Annotated in this window: 11 protein-coding genes; 5 read left to right on the top strand and 6 right to left on the bottom strand. The window is 44.8% G+C overall.

Annotation, left to right across the window (positions count from 1 at the left end; translation table 11 throughout):
- The first annotated feature begins 390 nt into the window (after nt 1-390).
- Together GV64_RS10475 and GV64_RS10465 are read left to right on the top strand one after the other, a co-directional pair.
- Nucleotides 391-1218 (top strand): hypothetical protein, encoded by an 828-nt coding sequence (locus tag GV64_RS10475; protein WP_152554010.1) that lies wholly within the window; start codon nt 391-393, stop codon nt 1216-1218.
- Between the two features lie 253 nt (nt 1219-1471).
- Nucleotides 1472-1918 (top strand): helix-turn-helix domain-containing protein, encoded by a 447-nt coding sequence (locus GV64_RS10465; RefSeq protein WP_020582770.1) that lies wholly within the window; start codon nt 1472-1474, stop codon nt 1916-1918.
- Nucleotides 1919-2607: 689 nt separating this feature from the next.
- Here GV64_RS10465 and GV64_RS10460 read toward each other — a convergent pair.
- Nucleotides 2608-2943, bottom strand: a complete 336-nt coding sequence (locus GV64_RS10460) for a hypothetical protein (RefSeq protein ID WP_020582769.1) — start codon at nt 2941-2943, stop codon at nt 2608-2610.
- 36 nt (nt 2944-2979) lie between these two features.
- Entirely contained in the window at nt 2980-5745 is a 2766-nt protein-coding gene (locus GV64_RS10455; RefSeq protein WP_152554009.1) for a coiled-coil domain-containing protein, read from the bottom strand.
- Nucleotides 5746-6319: 574 nt separating this feature from the next.
- Here GV64_RS10455 and GV64_RS25875 point away from each other — a divergent pair.
- A complete protein-coding gene (locus tag GV64_RS25875; protein ID WP_157237009.1) occupies nt 6320-6493 on the top strand; it encodes a hypothetical protein in 174 nt (57 codons plus the stop codon).
- A gap of 226 nt (nt 6494-6719) precedes the next feature.
- Here GV64_RS25875 and GV64_RS26115 read toward each other — a convergent pair whose 3' ends face one another.
- The 4 genes from GV64_RS26115 to GV64_RS10435 form a co-directional block, all read right to left on the bottom strand.
- Nucleotides 6720-6854, bottom strand: a complete 135-nt coding sequence (locus tag GV64_RS26115; RefSeq protein WP_269078660.1) for a hypothetical protein — start codon at nt 6852-6854, stop codon at nt 6720-6722.
- A 49-nt stretch (nt 6855-6903) separates the two neighbouring features.
- Nucleotides 6904-7914 carry a hypothetical protein gene (locus GV64_RS10450; protein ID WP_152554008.1) on the bottom strand — a complete coding sequence of 337 codons (1011 nt, stop codon included), beginning with the start codon at nt 7912-7914 and terminating at the stop codon, nt 6904-6906.
- A 209-nt stretch (nt 7915-8123) separates the two neighbouring features.
- Nucleotides 8124-11405, bottom strand: a complete 3282-nt coding sequence (locus tag GV64_RS10440) for a hypothetical protein (protein ID WP_152554007.1) — start codon at nt 11403-11405, stop codon at nt 8124-8126.
- Nucleotides 11406-11616: 211 nt separating this feature from the next.
- A complete protein-coding gene (locus GV64_RS10435; RefSeq protein ID WP_020582764.1) occupies nt 11617-12738 on the bottom strand; it encodes a hypothetical protein in 1122 nt (373 codons plus the stop codon).
- A gap of 769 nt (nt 12739-13507) precedes the next feature.
- On the opposite strand from GV64_RS10435, the gene GV64_RS10430 reads away from it, so the two are divergent.
- Entirely contained in the window at nt 13508-17305 is a 3798-nt protein-coding gene (locus GV64_RS10430) for a hypothetical protein (RefSeq protein ID WP_236632934.1), read from the top strand.
- 247 nt (nt 17306-17552) lie between these two features.
- Nucleotides 17553-21512 (top strand): leucine-rich repeat protein, encoded by a 3960-nt coding sequence (locus GV64_RS10425; RefSeq protein WP_020582762.1) that lies wholly within the window; start codon nt 17553-17555, stop codon nt 21510-21512.
- Nucleotides 21513-22260: the final 748 nt, after the last annotated feature.

Raw genomic sequence — 22260 nt, 5'->3', positions numbered from 1 at the left:
AACGATTCCCTCTAAGCTCATTCTGCCAAGTGTAGGTCTTCATATAACTGCGAAGCACTCTGTTGATCTGGTTTTATTGTTGTTAAAACGAGTTAGCCAGATAGCATTCTCGATTAATTGAAAGCGCCATCTTACCTGAGCTGATGTGATCAGCCATCAGCTCATTACACCGACATTGATTTCGCATGTTTTAGGTTCTATTGATAACAACACAATCTTTTTTTAGTGAGCAACAGCAGGAACCACCATTTTTTTATGACAATATTATAAAAAAACGCCTATCCCGATCAAAATTCAAACAAAAATAAAGCAAAAAGCATTTTTTAATGATTTCCAGGAAACAGTGTTGTACATTGTTAACATTAATAACAATTATTTATACATCACTAAATGAACCATTTCAGTGAAAGGCTCTCTCTCCTGCTGGCAGGACGGAAACTCTACCCATGGGTCACAGCCATGGGGGCTTCAAGAGGAGCCGCAGAAAACATGGGGAAGGGGAATATTCCCGGGCCGGAAATCCTAAAAATGATCCGCAAACGTGAGTGCATCAGCATTGGCTGGCTGGTTGCGGGTGATGGCGTTCCTTTTCAACTTGAGAATTGCCAAGGCCCTGATGACCTTGAAAACATGCTCAACAATGACGTTAAAACATCAAACGAGCCAGTATCGCTGCACTTTTTTACCGATGGTCAACGTTTGATGTTAATTCAGAGTGTCCCTGGAAAGTATGAATACAAAGAAAAGCAGATCCCTTATCAGCATTACCGCATGATCCCAGTTCCCATCGCTCAAGAGACTGCCGCCGTCGTACGCCGTCATCACATGCGAAACCCTGACCAGAGCTTCCATGAGCATCGGATTACACAAACTCAAATGGTCTCATTACTCGATGGCCAACTTGGCCCATACCAGTTACTGGGGGATAAAAACAATGCTCCCATGCTGGTTCCATTTAGAGGGCTGTCATCAACCGATGCCCTGTTTCAGGAACTGCTGGACAACCAGCCAATGGAGCAGAATGCGACCATATCAACCCAGCTTATGCGCTCAGTTATCCAATGTGTTGACGATACGGCCTTTGAAGAAGGAATAAATTTGAGTATCGAAGAACGTGCAAGGGTGTATACCGCCATCTACCGCCATGCACAACGGGCAGGAGTACTCGCTGATCAGTTAGACAGCAACAGCATCGTTACCGCTCTGGAATTGCGATAACCCGAAGGAGGTATCCCCTCCTTCTTTGATCATTGACCTTTCTCATTTTACCGCTTTGTACATCCATCATACTGCTGCTGCCACTGAATAGTGGCCACCTTACAGCGGCAGCAAGCAGCTAACCTCTGTTCAGGGTCTTGTATCTTCCAGGCTTTTAACCACTGAAGAAGAATCAGGCTAGCCGGGCATAAGGTGCCCTGATTCTGCGTCCGTTCCAACAGGCTCTCTTGATGCAGCATAAAGAATAACGACCTTGTTATTAACGATTGGATTAAAAACAAACAGTTATAAACTCTCTCATCAGTTTCAAGGGTTATTCATCACTTCCCTGCTACCGGTCATTATGATTCCAGCTCAACCGGAAAGACAGGGCAAGATTCCAGCTGAGCGGTATATGAAAGACAAGCAGAGACGAGCGCGTGCTGCCAGAGAAATGGCTGGATACACCGTAGCCGAAGTAGCCAGACTCCTTGGAAAAAGCATCAGTACCATTCATGCCTGGGAAGCAGACAATGGTGCCTGCCCCCGAAACCTCGACGATTTGATTTCACTCTGTCGTCTTTATGCATTACTACCGACTGGTATCTGGAAGGCAGGGAACCTATTTTCCGCAACGACGCTCCCGCTGGTAGAAACCCAGAATTTGAAGCGATCCATCATGGAGTCCGATGCCTCAATCATCAGCAGAGGAGAGCAATAATACATTTACTGACCGTACTGGGAGGAGAAGAGGTTCATATTCCCTGATAACTTCAGGGCGTACATCTGGAAACATTTGCTGATAACAAGAGCCTTTTCATTATAGTACGGTCATCAGGCAACATTTTTTTCATCAATAAAGTCTAATGTCAAAAGAACAAACCTGGTTTATGCATTAATTAACTAACTAACAGTACCTATCAAGTCTTCACCTTCGCAATGTTCATTGAACACATAATGAATAACATAGCCCTTCTCTCCAGCAGATTAAGGAAGATGATAATTCGGTAGCCGACCAGACCTCAAGAGATTTGCAGCGCATGCCTATAATAGGCTCGACTTATCATCAGGAAATAACATCTCCATGCACTGCCTTGCCAGAATATTCTGCCCAGTTTCAAACCGAGATATCACAGCTCCAGAGTCAGACGATATCAACTGCCTGGATCACACAACTCTTTGCCAACCCATGGCACGCTGCAAATGCTGGACTAGTAACACTTTCAGGACCGTTTCCTGTTGCAGCAGTGACGGAGAAGGAGAATTAAACATGCATGAAGCCGAGAGAGAAAGACAAACAGACAATAAAAACATATTGAGAAGGACTGCGAGCCACAGAGATATTTTCAAGCCGGATAATGATATGGAAGAAAACCCGGGCATTGATAGGTTGCACAGAGATTCATCACTTCAGATATCCACCATCAATTCCTGTAGCAAAGCATCAAAAGCACGCGTTTTACGGCATGAAGCTGATACTGATAACGTACAATGCAAGGATACATCCAGCACCGCATACGCTGATGTATGGTTATGAAGAGAACCTGAACGTTTTACAGCTGCTTTACTGCTCCAATTAATACCATTTTTAACCTTATCAAACCGTTGAATAAACAGAAGAATAGCCTGAATGAATGACCGAAAAGGGCTATCAAGCAATGAAATAGAACCGTTACGAAAAATGCCCCTGAATGTTTCAGGGGCATTGAGCATTACCGATTCAAATACAGTCAGTGGTTCACTCAATACTGACTCATAAAACAACTCACAAAAAAGACTTATTTATTTAGGGAGTTGGGGTTGTTTCCCAATGAGACTGAACGCCTGCTGACCGCCTGGTCGAGTATCACCGAGTATACTTTCAGTTGGGGAAGTACGGACACCCATTAGCTCTTGAAGTTCATGATCGAAGGTACCAGTCCGTGTGGTCCCCATTATATCTCGGACTTCTTCTTCCGTATCCGTTCCCATATTCTCAACCTGATGACCCAGGTCACCGCCTGCTCTTAAAGACATACCTGGTTTATGTTGTTCTAAGTCCGGAGAATCCTTGTCCATAACCACACGTAAACGCGCAGGATCAAGTTCAGGAGTCCGCGCAGCTCCATAATACGTCTGTGTCATATGAGGCTCTGTAGTATGTTCTGAGCGACCAAATGACTGCTGCTGGGTTACCGTTACCTCTTCTCGTCTTGTTGTAACAACCTCCTTCTCAACAAGGACATCCTCTCTGCCGGCAGTAGAACTCATGCTTAGTGCAGCAGAAGTATCACGAGCAAGAATTTTTGCTTTAGATTCCAAAGATGCATACCTTGAAGCTTGTTGTCCATTACCTGTGTCATAATTTTCAAATGTTCCTTGTACCTCCTCCATATCTGTCAAAAGAGTTTGCAAACTTTGATCCATTTGTATCCTCTCTTTTAACTTGCTAACAACCTGATCAATTTGACGCTGAATCTTAGCTCCATTTTCAGAATTCATCTGAACCTCTTCTTGAAAATTCGTAACCTCAATTGCTAAATCATTAGCTCTAGTGTTGAGCTCCTTCAACTGCTGTAGCGCCTCACTACTCGCCTGCTGGTGGCCAGTAATTATCATGCCCTGCTCACGAATTGTTTGAGCACTCTGCTGAAGCTCAATATCCTTTTCATGCAGACTACGTTCAAGACCCTCACTCTCTTGCCGTGCCTGCCCCATGCTTTCAGCAAACTGCCGCTCCATACCTTTCACGGTTTGTTCATGCTCCACTTCCTTGGCTTGCAAATCTTGCTTAAGATCAGAGATTTGACCTTGTAACTCTCGAATAGACGCATCCTTAACCGATAAGTCTCCTTTAAGCGCATCCAGTTCTCTCTTATCAGCGCCTCCCTCTAGTTCTCTCACATGTCGTTCAAGCGTTGTCTTCTCGCTTCTTACCTGCTCAAGTATTGCAGTATGTCTGGTAATCTGAGTTTTTAACTGAGTCGTCTCTGTATGATGATTTTCATGAAGCTGTTGCAGCTCATCATGATGTGCCTTTTCCTGATGAGCCAATTGACCTTTGATAGCTTGATAATCGCGCTTTAACTGGCCGTTTTCTCTATTCAGCTTTTGAGAAAATCTTTCCTCTTGAGTTAGCTGATCTTGAACGGATGCATGGGTCTCCCTTTCACGCCCTAACAGACCTTTTGTGGATTCAAGATCTGCTGACAATTTCTCAGCAACGCGTTTTTGTTCTGATGTGGCAAGCGTCTGCTCAGCCAATGCTGACTCAGACAATCTAAGTTTCTGTACCAAATCAGAAATTCGCGCATCCTTAGCTTCCAATTGCCCTGATAACCTGGTCATACGTTCACTGGAAATACCAGCATTAGTTTTGGCTGTATTGAGTTCACTTTCAGTACGTCCAAGTTCAATATCTATCGCCTGCCGTTCATCCATCAGTTTTTTTAGCGCACCCTGAGCCCTGGTAAAGAGACGGACATTGCCTTCATTTTCACTCGTCATCTCTTGGAGTCGACTTTTCAGGTCTTCTATTTGAGTTTGTTTAACATCACGTTCAATGCCCAACTTATTAACCTGCGTCGTTAAGCTGTCCACCTTCAATAGTGTTGCTTCCAACGTTTTTTCACTTTGCTCAAGTGATAATTTCAGTTTCCCAGCCTCATTCTGCGCTTGACCCAACGCACTCCGGTGGGTTGCCACCTCCAGTTGTAAACCTGCATTATCAGATTTCGCCTTGGTTAAATCAGCTAAGACTCCTCCCAATGTTGCTTCATCTCGACTGCGCGCTTCCTTCAGCCCCTTAATTAGGCCTTCATTGCTTTGGTTTTCTGTCGTTAGCCTCGCATTGCTCGTTTTTAAATCACTTATCTGACCTTGCATATCATGAGCGTACCGCGTCAGCTTTTGATTCTCAGATGTCAAACCCTGATTAGCACTCTCTTGCCGCCGAGCTGTCAACTCAAAACTAGTCGCCTTGGTATTAGCAGTAGACAATTGAGCTTTAAGTTCTTTAATACTCTTCTCATTTTCTCCCAATTGAGTTGTAAATTGCTGAAGGATCTCTTCTAGCCCTTTTTTAGCTGTCTCTGAGGTTTCAAGCTTTTGTTCTGAACTGGCAAGGTCAGCTTCCAACTCTTTAAGTTTCGCTAACGCTTCTTTAGTAACGGTGCTGGCTCTTTCACCAAATTTATGAAATTGTACATTTTCCTGTGCAAATTCGCCGTGCTGCTGAATGATTACTTCCATTCTATCGGTGAAAGCTGTTAAGGCATCACGACTTAAACTGGGTTTATCGCTTAGTTGTTGTTGTAAACCAGCAATTTCAGCACGCAGCTGAGTATTTACATCCAAAACCTTGCCGGCAATAGTAACGTTTTCTAAGTAGGCTTGATTTCTCTCCGATGTTGCCTGGTTTAACAACCCTGACTGATGATGAGCTGGTGTCATTACCCACTGTGACATTTGCTTTTGTCCAGCCCCTTGAGCAGGAAGCGAGCTAGTCTGCATTTGATTCTGGGCATTATGAGGAGCGACACTACCAAGACTGTGACTATGCCCAGTCATTGGCGGCTGCCCTTGCACCGACTGGAACCCGGTATTGTACTGCGGTTGATGAGGATTAAAACCTACATGTGCCATTTATATACCTTCCATTCTTTTGTTGGGTCAAAATAACAATTCTTTGAGATGAAAAACCTGAAGAAGTTGCAGCCCTTTATAGTTTTTTTAAAAATCAAAAAAAAAACTTAATTTCTTTATTGAATAAAAAATCCATCATCAGCCAAGACACGAGTATTTATTATCTTTCAATGTATAGATGATCTCTTCGTTTACTTAATTCTTACTCAACTTATTGATTACTGGTAATAGCGTACTTTTCTCCGCATGCGTGAATATTAAGCCAGCCTAACCAATACTATTCAACTGTCGTGTTTTTTTATAATAGATACTGAACTTCAGTATCAAAAACCACTTCCTATTTGTTCTAATGCCCCCAACATGTCCTGCAACCTTCAGTAACTGAATAAATGATATTTATTTTTCTGACTCATTATCGGGAGGTGTTAACATCATACCAACCAAATTCTCTAACCTCGTTATAAGTATGATTAGCCGAACAGAAAGGTAAGGCGAAGTGATGAGTCATAGCCGTAGCTATGGTGAGGAGCTTCAATGCAGGATTTCTGTTCAGATCACCAACACAATGGGGGATTTAGAAAGTACGATGAGTATTAGGGTTTATTGTCGTTTCGTTGCCAAGTTCAGTGGCTCAGAAATCATCATACACAAGAAAGAATTGTGTGATCCGTAGTTACTCTACATCAAGCAAATCTGACAACGCAGATGGCATTTTTCCGAGCCAGACGGCTTACCCCGCCCAAAGGACGTAGTTCCCTGATACATCGTTCCAATGGATTGGACGTGTTCAGTGGCTTGTAAAACGCCCATCCGTCTGTATTGGACTTGCTTGAAAGACGGATGGTATTCGCTATTGCGCCTTGCCACGAAAGCGCTCACTATGGCTGAACACGTCAAACTCATTGAGACGATGTACTGGACATGTGTCCAATCACCAGTCGTTCCAGACGATATTCAAAGGGCATAGAAAGCAGGGACCTTGATGGACTTTCATCCAGTTTATCCTTGATCGCATGTAGACTGTGGTTCTCCAAGTGTAATCTCCTTTCCCGGTGAGTCAGGTTCTGGTGTATGCCATTGGTGCTATTCCTGAGATTCAGCAGAGTCTTCCTCTACGGTGCCGCCTCTTACTATTGACGGATCCGGTAGATCAACCTCGAGAGGTGCTGAACCACGTGAGCTGGACACCATAATCGGCGCACGCTCCTGCTGATGTTCCTGCCCATGCTCCAAAGCCGATTCTCCTGCTGTGCTGGTACGCTCAACACCTTGACCAGAAGCATCACCCCATAACTTTTTCCAGCCCCATCCAGCTATTGATGCGGCATGACCCAATGTCCAACCTACCGAATTTTTAACACGCTGATAAGCACCGTTTGCCAAAGCCCTCACAATACCGGGTGAAGGGGTAGCATTCACTGAAGAGATTCTCACGCTAGCGCTTATCTCTGCTGGAGGTGTTTCGCTCACCTCAACAGGCTCTGGAATAACGGTGGCCTGACTGTCTACTGGTCTCTCACCATTACCAGCAACAGGGAAAGTCTCCCATGGCAAACAGTCCATGAAAATATCCGACTCCGACATTTGCAAACCCTGTTGTAACATCGCCCCACCCTCTTCTACCTCAGGCAATGATGGTAAGGGTTCAGAGAGGAAATCCATGGCATCTTGCCAGGACTCAGCATCAGATTCAGGATCAGATAATGTATCCCGACAGAGAGTTGGCAGCGAGTGTGTTTCATAAAAGCCAGAGTCCAATGTATCTTTACTGCTCAACAACGGCTTTTCCAGTCCTTTATTTTCCGAAAATCCAGTAGCACTCTCACCATTTTGAAAAACCTCTTCATCCAGAGCTCGGGTCAACTGTTTGCCCAGGTAGGTTTCCGTTGGTGGAGTATCAGTGAGTGGTTTGGGTATTGTGCCTTGTTCTGTTTCCACCTTGACCAGATCGGGTAACGTATCCGAAGCAGAAAAGAGCATTGTTTCCAGCTCTTGAGGGAGTATGCACTCTTGCTCATCGATGGGTTCTGGCAACCCTGATTCTGCCAGCCCGTGGCAGGGGGAATGGGGCTCACTGTCGATTGCTGACGACACGCTTGTACCATCAGGATCAAGGGGCAATGACAAAGGCACAGGTGCTTCTGATACTGCTTTTTCAGAAGCGCCTGTGCCCTGTGAGGTGTTCAGTACGGTTAACGTTGTCGCTTCCTGTTCAACATCAGGAATTTGTTCTTCAAGGGTGGAGGTATTTGATCCACCCTCTTCGACTGAAAATGCCGTCCTTTGAGTTTCCTCTGGCCTAGCTACTTTTTTGTAGCAAGCTGTGCCAAGGCTCCAGAGATAGCACCTTCGACAATGCGGCTTGCATTCGACCGGATAAGATGATCATTTTCTTCAAACTCAGGTTTTTTTAGATCCTTGAGGTGATTACTAAGCGCTTCGTTTCGTTCACGCTCTTTATGAACTTCAGACCATGCTTGGCCTAGTTCTTCTGTCTGCTGCCGATCTTTTTCTCTTATTCGGGTTTTCAGTTCTTCTGGGTTGAGCGATCCTGCATCAGGTCCTCTGTATTCCACATCTAGTGAATTCAATGCCTGCTCTGTTTCAAGCCATTTAAACTCTAACCCTTCGACTTGCTCTTCAAGTTGGCTATTTATACCTTCCGCAACCTTCAACTTCCCATTTATTTTCTCATTTTCCTCTATTAATTTAAGGTTCCTTACGACAAACTCACTGTTAGATTTTCTATATCCAGCTATTTCATCACTAATAGCTTCTTTCTCAGCTTCAACCTGAATAAGCCTCTCTTCAAGATCGGCAATATCTTTCCTCTTTAATTCAATCAATTCCCCATCCCGCTGTTCACTATCAAGCATCTGTTGCGTAAGTTGATTATTTAGAGATTCTTTTTGGAGTTGCAAAGACCTTATTTGTACTTCCATATCGTGATGTTTAACGGTTAGGCTTTGAATTTTTCTAACCAGTGCTTCACGATCCTGGCTAAGGTCAATATCGCCTCGATCAGAGTTAATAGCGGACTTAACCAGCTGTTGACTAAGGGTTCCCGCCTTTTGCGCAGCATCAGAAACCTTCATTAATCTTTGTTTAGATTCCTCACTTTCACGCTCGTAACCTTCAAGAGTTTCACCCATTCTCACCAACAAGCCACGAGCATCATCCAGCTCTGTTGTTAAACTTTGGACTTTTGCTTTTGCTCCCTGAAGTTCAGATTCCAGCTGTTTCTTTTCATCACGCTTTTTACGAACTGTACTCTCAGTGCCTTCTAATTTTTCTGCCAATTGCCGGTTTACACCTCTTTGTCGAGCTAACATTGCGCTTAGCTTTTTCTGCTCATCTTCGAAACCATCCTTCAACCTCTCTGCAGACGCTTTCGAATCTTCTAACTGTTGCGGCTTAACTTTCGATTCTTCTTCCAGAAGCTCAAGTTTTTGACGAATAACCTTAACCTCTTTAACAACAGCTCTTAAATGTTGATTGATCGTGATGCATTTCATCCTAACCGGCAGTTCCAAGACATCAGAGTGTATTTTTATTGTCTCAGGAGAGGGTAATTCAGCGCCCTTACTCTTAATAAATTCCCTAAGTTGCATGGCCAAAGCAATACTATTATCAGCACCTTCCTGTGCTTTTTCAATCTCGTTTTGCAGCTCAGTAACTTTTACGCTGAGTTCATCATTCCCTTTTTTCTGGGCTTCCAGTTGATTCTCAAGCTGACCTTTCACCTCAGCTGATTCATGAACCTCGCTTTCAAGTACCTGGCACTTCTCTTTGAGGGCACTCAGTTGCTCTTCCAGTTCATTGCCCCCTCTTTCCAAACTCTGCTGGAGCTCTTCAAGCTCTTTGATGCGCGACTGAAGCTGCTCATTTTCAATCCCCTGAGCTCCCAGTGCCCTTTGGAAATGAAGGGCTCTCTGGGGTAGCTGTTCCTTGGCATCTTCCAACTGCTGCTTAAGTTTCTGCTCAGCAAGCCTGAAAGCGTTATCCTGCTCAAGGTTGATTGCCTCAAGCTCATTGTACTGAGCCTGCAGGCTAGTCAGTGCTTCTTCATAATTAGCCTTTTCAACCGAGTATTCTTGTTTTTGTTGTTCAACCAGAGCTGCCAGCTTCTGGTACATTTCCTGAGCTTGAGTGCGCAGTTGAGTCTGCTCAAGCAACGCTGTTTTCTGCTCTGTTTGCTGATGCTGAACCAAATAGTTATAGTTCATCACCCCTTGATCAGTTGGTAAGTCCTGAACGGGTTGTTGTGTTGCAAAATTGCGTAGCCTATTTGTCCACTCTTGCTCTTGAGCTTCAAAGTGCGCAATACGTTCCTTCTGGTCAAACACTCTAGATTGGAGTTCATTAAGCCTACGATTGTGTTCTTGCTCTCCTCTTTGCTTTTCCTCTTGCAGACGAGTGATTTCGGTGTAAAGCTCTTTCATCATTGCATCTTTCTGAGCCTCTAAAACTTCCATACCCATTTGATGCTGAAGCTTAAGATCGCGCATTTGATCTTGGTGCTTTTGCCCTAAAGCACGCGCCTGATTTTGATGAGTAACCAATTGTTCCTCAAGAGAGCGAATTTGCCCTGTCAGCTCCTCTTTGGCCCTGTGATCATCAGCATGGGAATCACTGAGCTGTTGGTGAGCTGTATCAAGCGCTTCTTTTATCTGTTGAATTTGTAACTCTTTATCAGCCACCTGAGCATCGAATTCTGCTTTTAGCGATTCTAATTCAAGAGTCAACAAACTCTTATCTTTATTACATTGCTCTGCCTCTTTTTTCAGGCTGGACTCCCTGCTATCGGCACGGGCTGCCGCGTCTGCCTGATCCTTTTTCAGCTTAGCCATTTGACGATCTAACTGGCCCTTTTCCTGCTGTGCATGAGCCACCTGCCCCTTCAAAGCAACCGCCTGCCTTTCAGCACTTTCAGCACGCGCTGCGACGTTTGCATTATCGTGTTGCAGCTGAGCCAGCTGGTCGTTTAAAGCAGCTGCCTGCCTTTCAGCATTTTCTGCGCGCGCTGCGATCTCTGCATTATCATTTTGCTGCTGAGCCACCTGATGGCCTAACTGGTCATTTTGCTGCTTTAACTGATCATTTTGCTGCTTAAACTGCACCAACTGTTGATCTGTTTGAGCTTTTGCAGAATTAAGCTGGTCAGTCTCAATTTTCCGGGCAGCGACTTCATTAGAAAGTCCAGTATTTTCTTGCTTCAGCTTATCAACGTTCTCGACATGATTTTTCGTCATTGGGAGGAGTTTTTGTACTGGCCCTTCTGGTTGTGTGATTTTTCTGCCCGAGAGGCTGACAAATCTACAGACGTCGTACAGACATAAAAATGGGCTAATCAGCAGAGACATTAAAACAAGAGGGGTACCTAGAATGAGCCCGCACTTCCTAAAAATAGCCTTGCCTAAGGAGATGACGGAAAATGTTCCGAAACCCTGAGTTTCAACCACTTCTTTAGCGGTTTGATCTATCTGTCTGGCTCCAGACTGGACTTGATCAATCGTAGATGGCTGGTCAGCACCTGGCACAACATTAACCGATAGATTATTAGAAACAGGACCAGCATCCATCATAATTCCCTCTCACTTTTTTTATTCGAAGTTAATAAATTGAACTCCAGTTTTAGAGAGGAAAGTTATAAATTAGTTTCATGGTCAAGTTAAAGATTTTGAAATATAAAAATAAATTAAAATAATAAAAAGGAATCAATAATCCGTTTTTTTATTCATCTCCTCGTTAAAGATTACCGTCTCACCTCGGACAATTGAGTATTAACGCCCCCTTCTAATACTCTTTACATTGAACCAAGGCAAAATAGTACCAGGTAGGATCCTCTTGCTGATTACTATTTACCTTCACCCAGGGCAGTTCAGAGCACTGCACAAGAACTTCTACATCTTCCCTCAGAATGTTCAGAATATTCTTAACCTTGGGATGAATAGAAGCTGATGCCTGCCAGCTCTTTTGCTCCCATGGAGCATGGACGCTTTCTTCCACATTCAACCAAAAGTCGTCCACCTTTGCCTGTGCCTCCTGTCGACTGTTTTCAAGGGTTTTAAGCCGAACTTTCAGCCCTACCACGTGTTCCAGCTGTCGTCCGGATTCCGCAAGCTGGTTCTGATGCTCTGCCAAATACTTCTCTTCGGTTTCCAGGGTTTCCCAACAGGTGTTAAGCCTCAACTCGAAGAAGCTGCTATCGTCCGGACTGTCAGCAATCCGTTTCTGATACTTTTCCAGATCCCCCTTCAGTTTGGTTGCTTCGCCGCGGTGCGTGTCAATATCGCGGACCAGCCTTTCTATCTGGTCTGCCAGATCAGCCTCTTCAGGTAACTGTGCCAGCTGTTTACGAATCTCACGTTTCTGCTCATCGGTATATTTCCAGGTCTCATCCAGCTGCTGTTTAAGGAGTGCATGCTCAGCATAGATGGCAGTAATGACCATAACGGCATCATCACGCTCCTGTTCCGGTATGTCCATAAGTTGCCGGCCAGCATTCGCGCGACAGATATCCTGTAGCTGAAGATAATCGGCTTTCAGTAGTCTTTTCAGCTGCTGTATACGGCCACTCACCAACAGCTCTCTGGATGAGGCATCCGACACCAGAAGATCAATTCTATGGCTTCCTGCCGGCCGTTTTGGCGAATGTCCGAGATGCTGTTGATGTACCAGTGCGTTGAACTCTTCGCCATGGCGGTTGTAACGGTCAACTGCCTCTTTCATGGAAGGGCCGTATTTACCCACAAGAGGGATCTCAGGATCAATAATATTGATGAGATGATGATGAATACAGTCGGGAGAAGATAACTCTGTTGATTCCTCCAAAAGACCGGTATCTGAAGGCATGCAAGCATGACTTGCCTCCAATACATCAAGGGACTCACCTGGGCGCAGAGTGCCATCATTCATCCATGAACTCCATTATCAGCAGACTGTTGGCATCCTATAAGGATAACACCACGGTTAATTCCGTAATAAAACTAATCGAAATATCTCTTCCATGCGGCTAAATCCATGGAAAAATCCACATAAAACCAGAGAATTACCCATATTCAGACACAACCAATAGCGTTGCGATACCTCAATACAATTACTTATTAAAAAAATATTTAAATTTCTTTTCATTATTAAAAGTATTGGAACTTTGTATCCATCACTATTTTCTAAAAGGGAATTATAAAGAGAAATGAAATATTGATAAGGATCTCTTATGCTTCCCGCATTGCCAATGACGACCGCATTGGATTTTAACCCTCAGTTGAATCCACTGTCTGATCAAATCAGCCAGATTAATCATAACCAGTCCCGAGCTACCTGGAAAGATCGCATCGTCAGTGTGCTACCTGAAGTGGTTTCACTTGCGTTATCAGCAGTCATGTTTGGAGCTTTATGGGTTGCCGGAGTATCAACGTTGATTGCAGCAGGCGCTGCTCTTGTTACCTTCGCTGGCGTATATACCGTAATTAAACTTGTTGCACGGAAAATTCAGCACGCCCCTCCAAAGCCTCAACTCAGCACCCAGAACCCGCTGAACGTGGCTGATGCAAGCGTTCCAGCCCCACAAAAACCAGTGGCAAATGATGGACAGCACACTCAGCATCACGTGGACGCACTGAAAAGCGATGCAGGAATCCAGAGTCAAAAGCTGGCAGATGCTGAGCATCAACATGCTGTAGCCATGCAACTCAATAAAACATTGCAGGAGCAGAACGCCGCCCTTAAAGAGACCGGTCAGGAAACCGCGGACCAACTCTACCAATCTCATGAGCGACACCAGGCTGAAATTCATGATAAGGATCAGGCCATCGCCGGGTTGCAGCAGCAATCCATACAGCTTAAGGAACAGCTGACTGACGCCAGAGACCAATACTCAAAGTGTGCAGAAAATAGCATTTTTTTACGGAAGCGTAGTGAATCTGCTAAGTCGGAGGTAAAAAAACTGAGTCAGGAGCTTGAACAGAGTATTCAGATCATTGATGGCTATAACGACATGATCACCAGAAGTGCTCTTCGCCTTAAAAACCTGGTGGCCAAGGCTAAACAATCACAACAGGCTTTCCAACAGCTTACAGCCGAGAACTCAGAGGCTCAACGTGAATTGGGCGAGCTTAGACAAAACCTGAATATCGTCATGAAGCAGTTGGAAAAAGCTCAAGACCAGCAAACACATTTAGAAAGACAGCTCGACCAGAAAGAAGCCACTATCCGTCAAAATACACAAGCCGAAAAGGCGCTCTCTTTAACACTGAAGCAGGTGAAAGAAGCTCAACAAACAAGCGAACAGCAGTTTCTTCGTGATAAGCATAATTACCAAAATGAACTGAAGAGCAAGGACGCATTAATTCAGGAACACAAACAGCAATTCATGACGTTACAGACCCAACTGCAACGTCAAACGGCTAAAGAAAACGCCAAGACAAGTAAATTCTCCCTGCTTCAAAGCGACTTAAGTGCTAAAGCCTTTGAAATTGAGCAGCTTCAGAAACAGCATAATGATCTGAAGGACGGTTTTGAACACCAGAAATCACAGTATCAAGCTGAGCTGAACCAACTTAGTGAAACCCACCAAAAGCTAGAGCAGGAAAGAAACCTGGCTTTGCAGTTGCAAGCCATCGCCGAAAAAGAAGTCTCTGAGCTTAGACCTTGGCTCTCTGAGCTTAAAAGAGTGCAGGAGGATCATAAACGGTTAACCCTGCAGCTCAAGGAGAAAGAAGTCGTAATAGCAAAAATGGAAGGTTATCAAAGGAAGCAGGTTGAAAAACACCAGCAAGCAATGAGAACCCTCGACGATAAGCATCACAGAACTGAAACATCATTAAATGAGCAATTACGCACAGTCAGGAAAGCTCATGAAAAATCATCTACAGCGCTGACAGACGCTCAAGAGATGAATCAAGCTCTCCTTTCAAAAACCTCTGTATTAGAGATGAAATTGAGAGAAACGGAGTCTGAAAAAGAAACAAACAGATCGGAACTGCATACAAAATGCGAAGAAATTACCGCGCTAAACGAACAGCTTGCTCTCAATGCTAACTATCATCAAACACTACAATTAACGAATGAACAGTTCCAGCAAAGCCTATTGGAAAAGGAAAAAACATCACAGGCTCTTCAGGAAGCACTTGAAAGTGCTCGCCAGCAAAATCAGTTAATTACCCAACAGCTCAATGAGACTGAAAGTTTGTTTAAGCCTATCTCAGAACAAATCAAAGCCCTTGAGGCTAAAATTTCTGAGGCGGATGTAACACATCAGCAACTACAGCAACAAAAAGATCAAGCGATTCAACAAAATACCACTGCGCAGCAAAAAGTTCTGGAGCTTCAATCTGTACTTGATAGTCAGAACTCTAAACTTCAGGAACTTCAGGCAGACCAGAAACAGTTAACCGACCATCTGGCGCTTAAGACCATAGAAGTAGAAGGAATGGCCAGTACTCAAAAGCAGCTGAATAAAGACCATCAACAAACAGTAATAGAACTTAAGACCCAGCATCTGGAAGCTGAAGCTGTGTGGGGAGGGCAAGCACTCTTAAACCAGAAAGCACTTGAAGAAGCATCCACAGCACTGACGGAATCTCAAGAACAATGCAAACTCGAAAAGCAACGTGTCGAGACATTGCAAAAAGAGCTGTCACAAACAAAGGCTACTTTTTCGACTCTTCAAGACTCAGTCTGTCAGGCTAGGGAGGATAACCGTACTCTTCGTTCCACGGTCGAATCTGTGGAAGAAGCAATCACAGAGATCAGTGTTGAGAAAGACAACGCCCTTAAGGAGGTTCAATTACACCTCTCAGAAATAACCGGTCTAACACAAACACTGGCTGAAAGAACGCAATCCCGTCAAACACTGCAGCTGGAGCACGAACAGCAATTGCTCAATGAGAAAAATACAGCCCGAACTCTTCAGACGGCGCTTGATACTGTTCGCAGACAGAAAGAACAGTTAACTGATGAGCTTCGCGAAGAAAAAGATAAGGTCCGGGTTATTTCAGAACAAATGAATACTTATCAGGCTGAGTCTAATACAACACGTGAGAAGCTACAGCAGCAAATTGCCTTTGCTGAGCAAGAAAATGCATCATTACAGGCAAGGCTCACCCAAATAAAAGATCAGCTTGCTGAACTCCAGGCAAAATTAGCTAATTTTGAACTTCTCAGTACCCAAAGCGCAATTCCCAGAAGAGCAGACTCTCTCGACCAAATGATGAGCAGCAGTCTTGAATATAAGGAAGAAATTCAAGATTTAAAGCACCAGCTGGACGAGGTAAATGCGGCACTCCTTGCACTGAAAAGGGAATATGATGAATTTAAGTACCGGTTAGCACAAACAAAAAATAAAGTAACTCAAGATATAAGAGCAGAAACCCATGATCTTGAAAAATTGTATGATGCAAAAGTTACGAGTATGCCTCCTCTTTCAGAACAAATACCAGGGCTTCGTAAGCCTGCGTCTGCCCATCATTCAAAAGTAAATACAACCATCAAAAGCTCGCCCTATGAAGATCAAGAGGCTGATCTACAAAATGAACATGCACTACCAGACCTAACACTTACAGCAAAAATAGAACTTATGAGTGAAGATTCTGAGGCTGTACAAAAAAGACATGAAGAAACAATTGCAAGTATGGCTGCTAATATAGAGAAACTGCATTCAATGCTTGACGAGGAACACGAAGAGAAACTGTGTCTTCAAGATATACTTGCTGGTTACGTAAAAGCAAATACCTCCTTGAAATCGGACTTAGTTCATAAGTCAGAAACACTGGACAGTCTGGAAAGTCAGGTTATGAGTTTGAAAGGGCCAGATGCCGTTGATTCACACTGGCTCTCGTCAGAAACACTGAGCCGTGCCCAATCAACATCTGCGCTTGATATTTTTCATCTAATGCCAAGAGCTGAACAGTGGAAAATACATGACGGTATAAAGCAAGGACTGAAGAGAGAACTGACGGCAAGAACAGCTGCGAAACCAGACAGTGACTCACACCGCCCAGCTGCTCAGGAGCTGGAGTTCCCCATGTCAGTCCAAGAGAGTTCATTTTGTACATTACCAGAAACCGCACAGTCGCACACTCTCTGTAACTTCCAACCAAATTCTGGAGGTTATGCGGTTGCCGTCCCTTCATTAGATTTAGGCTCTGATGCAGGATCTGATGCAGGCTCTGATAAAAGCATACTCTTTGAAGCTTTCGACACGCATGGGCTGGAAGAAGAAGCCCCATTCTTCCCATATAGCTCTGACCAGGAAACTCATCACACGCAAGAGGATGTGAAACCCGAGTGTTTTGAAGAGCTCTCTCTGGACTTAAGAGTGCCTTACAAGCACGAACAGTATGCCGAACCCTCAACCATAGCCCCTGAAAAATCGTATGGAAGGTCACCACTGGAGTTCAAAACAAAGCGCCCGCAACCTTCCTCAACGCAATTTGATTTTTCTTATGAAGATCAAGAATGTGTATTCGAGGACATTAGATAATTGTCGCTTACTTACTTCATCCTGTGAACATACCCCGGGACTGTATAGGCACTTTGTCACGCGACTCAATAAATGAATAAGATTTGGGGAACTCGCCACTCCCCTGAACATCCAACCCTGACGATAATCCATTGGGGTCGAGAGTATTAACCCTGGCCACACGCTACACAGCAAGGAGCAACCTGATGACTTAAGGCAATGTCAGGTTGCTTGCCAAATAACAATTACTATAGAAAAGAATCAAACCATGGATCTGCAGGACTATTACGCATCGCTGCACCAGAACCTCTCCTTGTACTCGAGCTCACTGTACACCCCCGCACCAATAACCGATTTTTATGATCATGACCGAGCCTATGAGCTCCGGGTGGAAGCCTGGGAGAATCAGGCGACCGATAAGAGAGAAAAACAGGGTCGACAAACGGTGCGTGATACAGTGTTGGCTTTTGCAAGAAATGAAACCCATCATCTCGTCAATAAAGATCCTGAATCCGGTTTTGTTCTGGTAGATCTGTCCAATCAGGGGTTAACCACATTTCCACCGATTGATGAACTCTCGGATACAGTGACAGCTCTGGATCTCTCGGGAAATCAGATCACAGAATTACCCGCAGGTGTATTTCAACGTCTGGGGAATCTCCGCTGGTTAAAGCTGAGTGACAATCAAATTCATTGTATTGCCCCGGGGGCATTCCGGGGGCTTGATAATATCCACTATCTTTCATTGGCTAACAACAGCCTCAGAGAACTGCCCGAGAACAGCCTCGAGGGCCTTAATAAACAATGTAAACTGATACTGAGTTACAACCATTTCAGTCCCCTCCAGGTTCAAGACCTGCTGGAACGCCATCAGCAAACGGAATATTCTGGCCCTCACCTGCACACAGTAAATCAAATGCTACCAAGTCCAGAGGAGGCGGCTTGCTGCAATCAGGAACGACAGGAATACCCGAAATGGTATGACAGTAACCTGCCCTATGAACAACGATTAGAGGCGTGGGCAGAAAGCGCCTCTGCCAGTGAAGCTGAAGTACAGAACAGAAAGACTATAGAAGAGGGAATACTGGCTTTTAAAGTCGGTGGGAAATCAACCATTGCACCTCAAACCTATTTAAGGAAATGGGTAGAGCTGGATCTGTCTGACCAGGGGTTAACAGCGATCCCTCCTCTAGACGATCTACCCGATACTCTGATATCCCTGAACCTTAAAGGTAATAAACTCCGGGTCATCCCTGTCAAGGCTTTTCAGGGGCTGAAAAACCTTAAACGCATTGTGCTGGATGAAAACAGCATCCATACCATTCATCCCAACGCGTTCCAGGGACTGGAGAAAATCCAGAGCATCAGCGTGGTCTCAAACTGCCTCAAGACTCTGCCTGTAGAGGTTTTTTCTACACTTCACCACCGTTGCCTGATTCTACTGGACCTCGACCTTTTCAGTCATGCCACCACTCAAACCATAAGCTCAGATATTGCATCGCCACCTTTTACGGGCGCTACTCTGGTCGGTGTTCACAGCGCCAGACTGACTGAAACAGGCAATGAAGGCTTGGCTCCCCCAGTGGAAACTGAGTCAGGTGATGGTTGTACCGACCCATTTTTTTCCAGGGACAGTAAGAATCCTTTCCAGACCTCCTCTTCTGACCCGTCTTCACTGGTAACAGAAATGCCACCGCCAGAATCGGAAAAACCAGAAGAAGTACCGAACTCTGATCTCGTTGAGAATAACCCTGTAGCGTTCCCTCCCCCGATTACACCCTTGGCTGAAATGGAACAGGATGATAGTTGCAATCGCCAGCTAATGTCTGAAGCTGAGGAAGAGCCTAACCAAATAGTCCGTTATGAACCTGCGCTGGTAGCGTATGAACCATTGACGGAACAGGCAAGAGCAGAAGCTGCACATGACCTGCCTCTGATTGAAACAGACAACAGTAAAAGTTTAACCCGACGCTGGTCATCTCTGACCGAAGCACGATCAGACGATGGTTATAACAGTCAGGTAGTCTCCGACGATGAAGATGAACAGGATCCAACAACGGTTCAGCACCCTTTTCCGTTTGAAACAGGCAGTAACGACTGTTTTTCCCTCTCCTGGACTTCCCGGACTGAAACGATGTCAGATGATGGTTATAATAGCAGTGCGCTATTGTCTGATGATGAGGAAGATCCCTCCCAAACAGTCCATGATAAACCTTCCCTTTTACAACATATCCACCTGGCTGAACAAGAAGCACAACCAGAAGTATCTGCTGGGAGCTCCATACTATTCAGTGATACATCAGCGCCGTTTCTACAGGAGCAACCCGAACCTGATGACTCACCAGCCAGAGAGCCCTGCTTAAGTCCAGAACCGGGCTCTGCTCTTGAGGATGATCCGCTTGTCAAAGCAACAATCTCTCAGATCTCAAGCAAAAAAGAACCTGGTCTGATGGATCTCTCTTGCCAGCAATTGGCTCAACTTCCTCTCCTCGATCCTTTACAAGATCGGTTAACAATGCTGCTGCTTGGAGGCAACAGACTGGAAAGTATTCCTTCCGGAGCATTTGTGGGCTTAAAGAATCTTCGACTCCTGGATCTGAGTGAAAACAGGCTCAAAATACTCCCGGACAATACGTTTCAACCATTGGAAAAGCTGCTGAAAGTCGACCTGTCTGGCAACTGTCTCGAAGAGCTGACCGAAGAGAGCCTTTTTGGTCTAAGTAGGCATTGCAGAGTACTCCTGCGGCGCAACTGCTTCAGTAAGGATATGGCTCAGAGAGTGCAGGAACGGCTCGTGCTACCGGAATACAAAGGGCCCCAGCTAGAGGGTTTTCACCCTTGCGAGCTATCTCAGTCGAGCAATATGGCATACATTAAGGAGGTGTGTGCACCTGAAGACCTCACCCAACCGCCTGAAGAAGAATGTTCAACACCACTATCACTAGAAACTACCGATGCAACCAACGACAGTATTGCTCTGTTACCGACACGGCTTGAGGACTGGGCTGAGGAAGTGGATGTCATCAAAGAAAAGCTCATAAAGAAACGATATGTTCTGGCAGCGTGTTATCGCCCCGAACGTTGGCATGACTTAACGGGCTGGTGTGAACAGGGTGAAATAACGATTGTTGACTGGGAGAAACTGGAATATCGGCTTGAGCTTGATGAACAGAAAATTCAGGAGAAGCTTGGCCGCGAACTGGCCTATGCAGAACTTGAAAAAGAGAAAGAGCCAAAACTGAAAAAAATACTGCAGAGAGACCTGAATTTTATTGGAAACACTGGTCTTTACCCACTTATTTTATCTTCTGATCCCGACATAACCCCCGAAAATGGCAAGGTATTCCTTGGTACTGTAAACGCTAAGAACCCAACAACCCGCAAAGAAGAAACACACGACATCTATATAGAGTATGAAACGCTTCCCGGGTTACTCGATACCGGTGTTGCTTTCAGTCAGGGTCGACGCACAGGCAGAACAGAAGATACCCACATTGCAGACAAGTTCCCTATTCAGGTTAATGGAAAGACAGAGTTTATTGAGATTACCGGAGTGTTTGATGGCCACGGTGGAACCCAATGGTCAGAATATGCCAGAAACAGGATCATCGCTCACTTACAGTTCTGGCTTCAGGCTTTTAACAGTCATGGCTTCAGTGATCGCAATATCTGGAATGCCATCAAGATAGCTTTTGTTACCCTGAACAACACCTTGTGCAAAGACAGACCTTTCTTTGGCTCTGGTACTACCGCGGTTATTTCATTGAAAATAAACGGTGACCGATGGGTGGCAAATACTGGTGACTCCAGGGCCATTGAGATTGATAGTGAAGGAAATACCCGAGTCCTCACAGAGGATGCTGAGCCGGATAATAAGAGGCATGAGCGGTCGGTGAAGAACAGAGGAGGCGATATCTCCTACTGGTCTGGCTGTGAACGAGTGAATGGTGTTCTCGCCATGACCAGAAAGCTGGGTGATGATGGCCATGCAGCAGCAAGCTCAAGACCCAAAATCATCAAGATACCTAAAGACCAATTACCTGGAAAGCAGCTATTGTTATTTTGTGATGGTTTTTCTGAGGTAGCCACACCCAACGAAATGGGTAGGGTGGCGAGTCAACTGCTAAAAACATACACCCCTGCACAAGTTGCTGCACTATTAACCTCTCAAGGTCTTGCTGCTGACTCCGGAGATAACATGACATGTATGATCACGCCAATGGCTTAAGCCCAGCTGGCATTAGGCTCTGTTGACATAAGGTTCCTTTCTCAGCTCAAACCAGAATGTTTCTGGCTAGGCGCAAGAGCGCAGGAATAAACTAAAGGTCACAAGCACTCACTTCTTTCAAGTTCTTACAACACGACAGAAGTATTCTGGTTTGAGCCTTTAGGCCCTATAGGTCCATCGGGCGGGGCGCGTAGCCTAATTCGTAAAGCCGCCTTCCAGCTTCGTTGAACTGGTTTGATGCAAAACCACTATACCTGTTCCAGCTCGCCTTGTGGAATACGGCTTTGCAAACCACTGAGTTTGGAACCTTATGTCAATAGAACCCAAGGGGCTCAGTGGCACTGACTGGTCAGGCATACTCTGCACTTGTATTGCTTCTTTAATATGACCAGTGGATACTGGTATCCCCATAGGCATACTGCTAGGCAAATCCGGCCACATAGCTACGGCACTTATTACTTATTGGCTGATTCTATATCTTACTTTTTTTCAATATTCACAGAAAACACAACACATGTCATACAAAACCGTCTGAGTATAAGTATTGACTTGCCCGGCTCAAATATGAGTAGCAGAAAGTCTAGAACTTTTATTTAGAATGGTATTTTTATTTGAATTATCTGGCTAATTTATTAAACGATTTTATTGTATAGGAACAAGAACGTATATTTTTCAGGAACCTAATGAACATATCCCTATCAAACAGGGTTGAAGTGAGTACCATTTACAAAAAGAGAAAGGTCTTAGC

Source organism: Endozoicomonas elysicola (assembly GCF_000710775.1).
GTDB classification, from domain to species: domain Bacteria; phylum Pseudomonadota; class Gammaproteobacteria; order Pseudomonadales; family Endozoicomonadaceae; genus Endozoicomonas; species Endozoicomonas elysicola.
The sequence above is the reverse complement of the archived record's forward strand: the minus strand, read 5'-3'. Positions and strand labels throughout refer to the sequence as shown.

Bases quoted from the DNA above. Each gene is read 5' to 3' on its own strand.
- GV64_RS10475 (WP_152554010.1), top strand. From the start codon at position 391: ATGAACCATTTCAGTGAAAGGCTCTCTCTCCTGCTGGCAGGACGGAAA.
- GV64_RS10455 (WP_152554009.1), bottom strand. From the start codon at position 5,745: ATGACTGGGCATAGTCACAGTCTTGGTAGTGTCGCTCCTCATAATGCC.
- GV64_RS25875 (WP_157237009.1), top strand. From the start codon at position 6,320: ATGAGTCATAGCCGTAGCTATGGTGAGGAGCTTCAATGCAGGATTTCT.
- GV64_RS10440 (WP_152554007.1), bottom strand. From the start codon at position 11,405: ATGATGGATGCTGGTCCTGTTTCTAATAATCTATCGGTTAATGTTGTG.
- GV64_RS10435 (WP_020582764.1), bottom strand. From the start codon at position 12,738: ATGAATGATGGCACTCTGCGCCCAGGTGAGTCCCTTGATGTATTGGAG.
- GV64_RS10430 (WP_236632934.1), top strand. From the start codon at position 13,508: ATGCAACTCAATAAAACATTGCAGGAGCAGAACGCCGCCCTTAAAGAG.
- GV64_RS10425 (WP_020582762.1), top strand. From the start codon at position 17,553: ATGGATCTGCAGGACTATTACGCATCGCTGCACCAGAACCTCTCCTTG.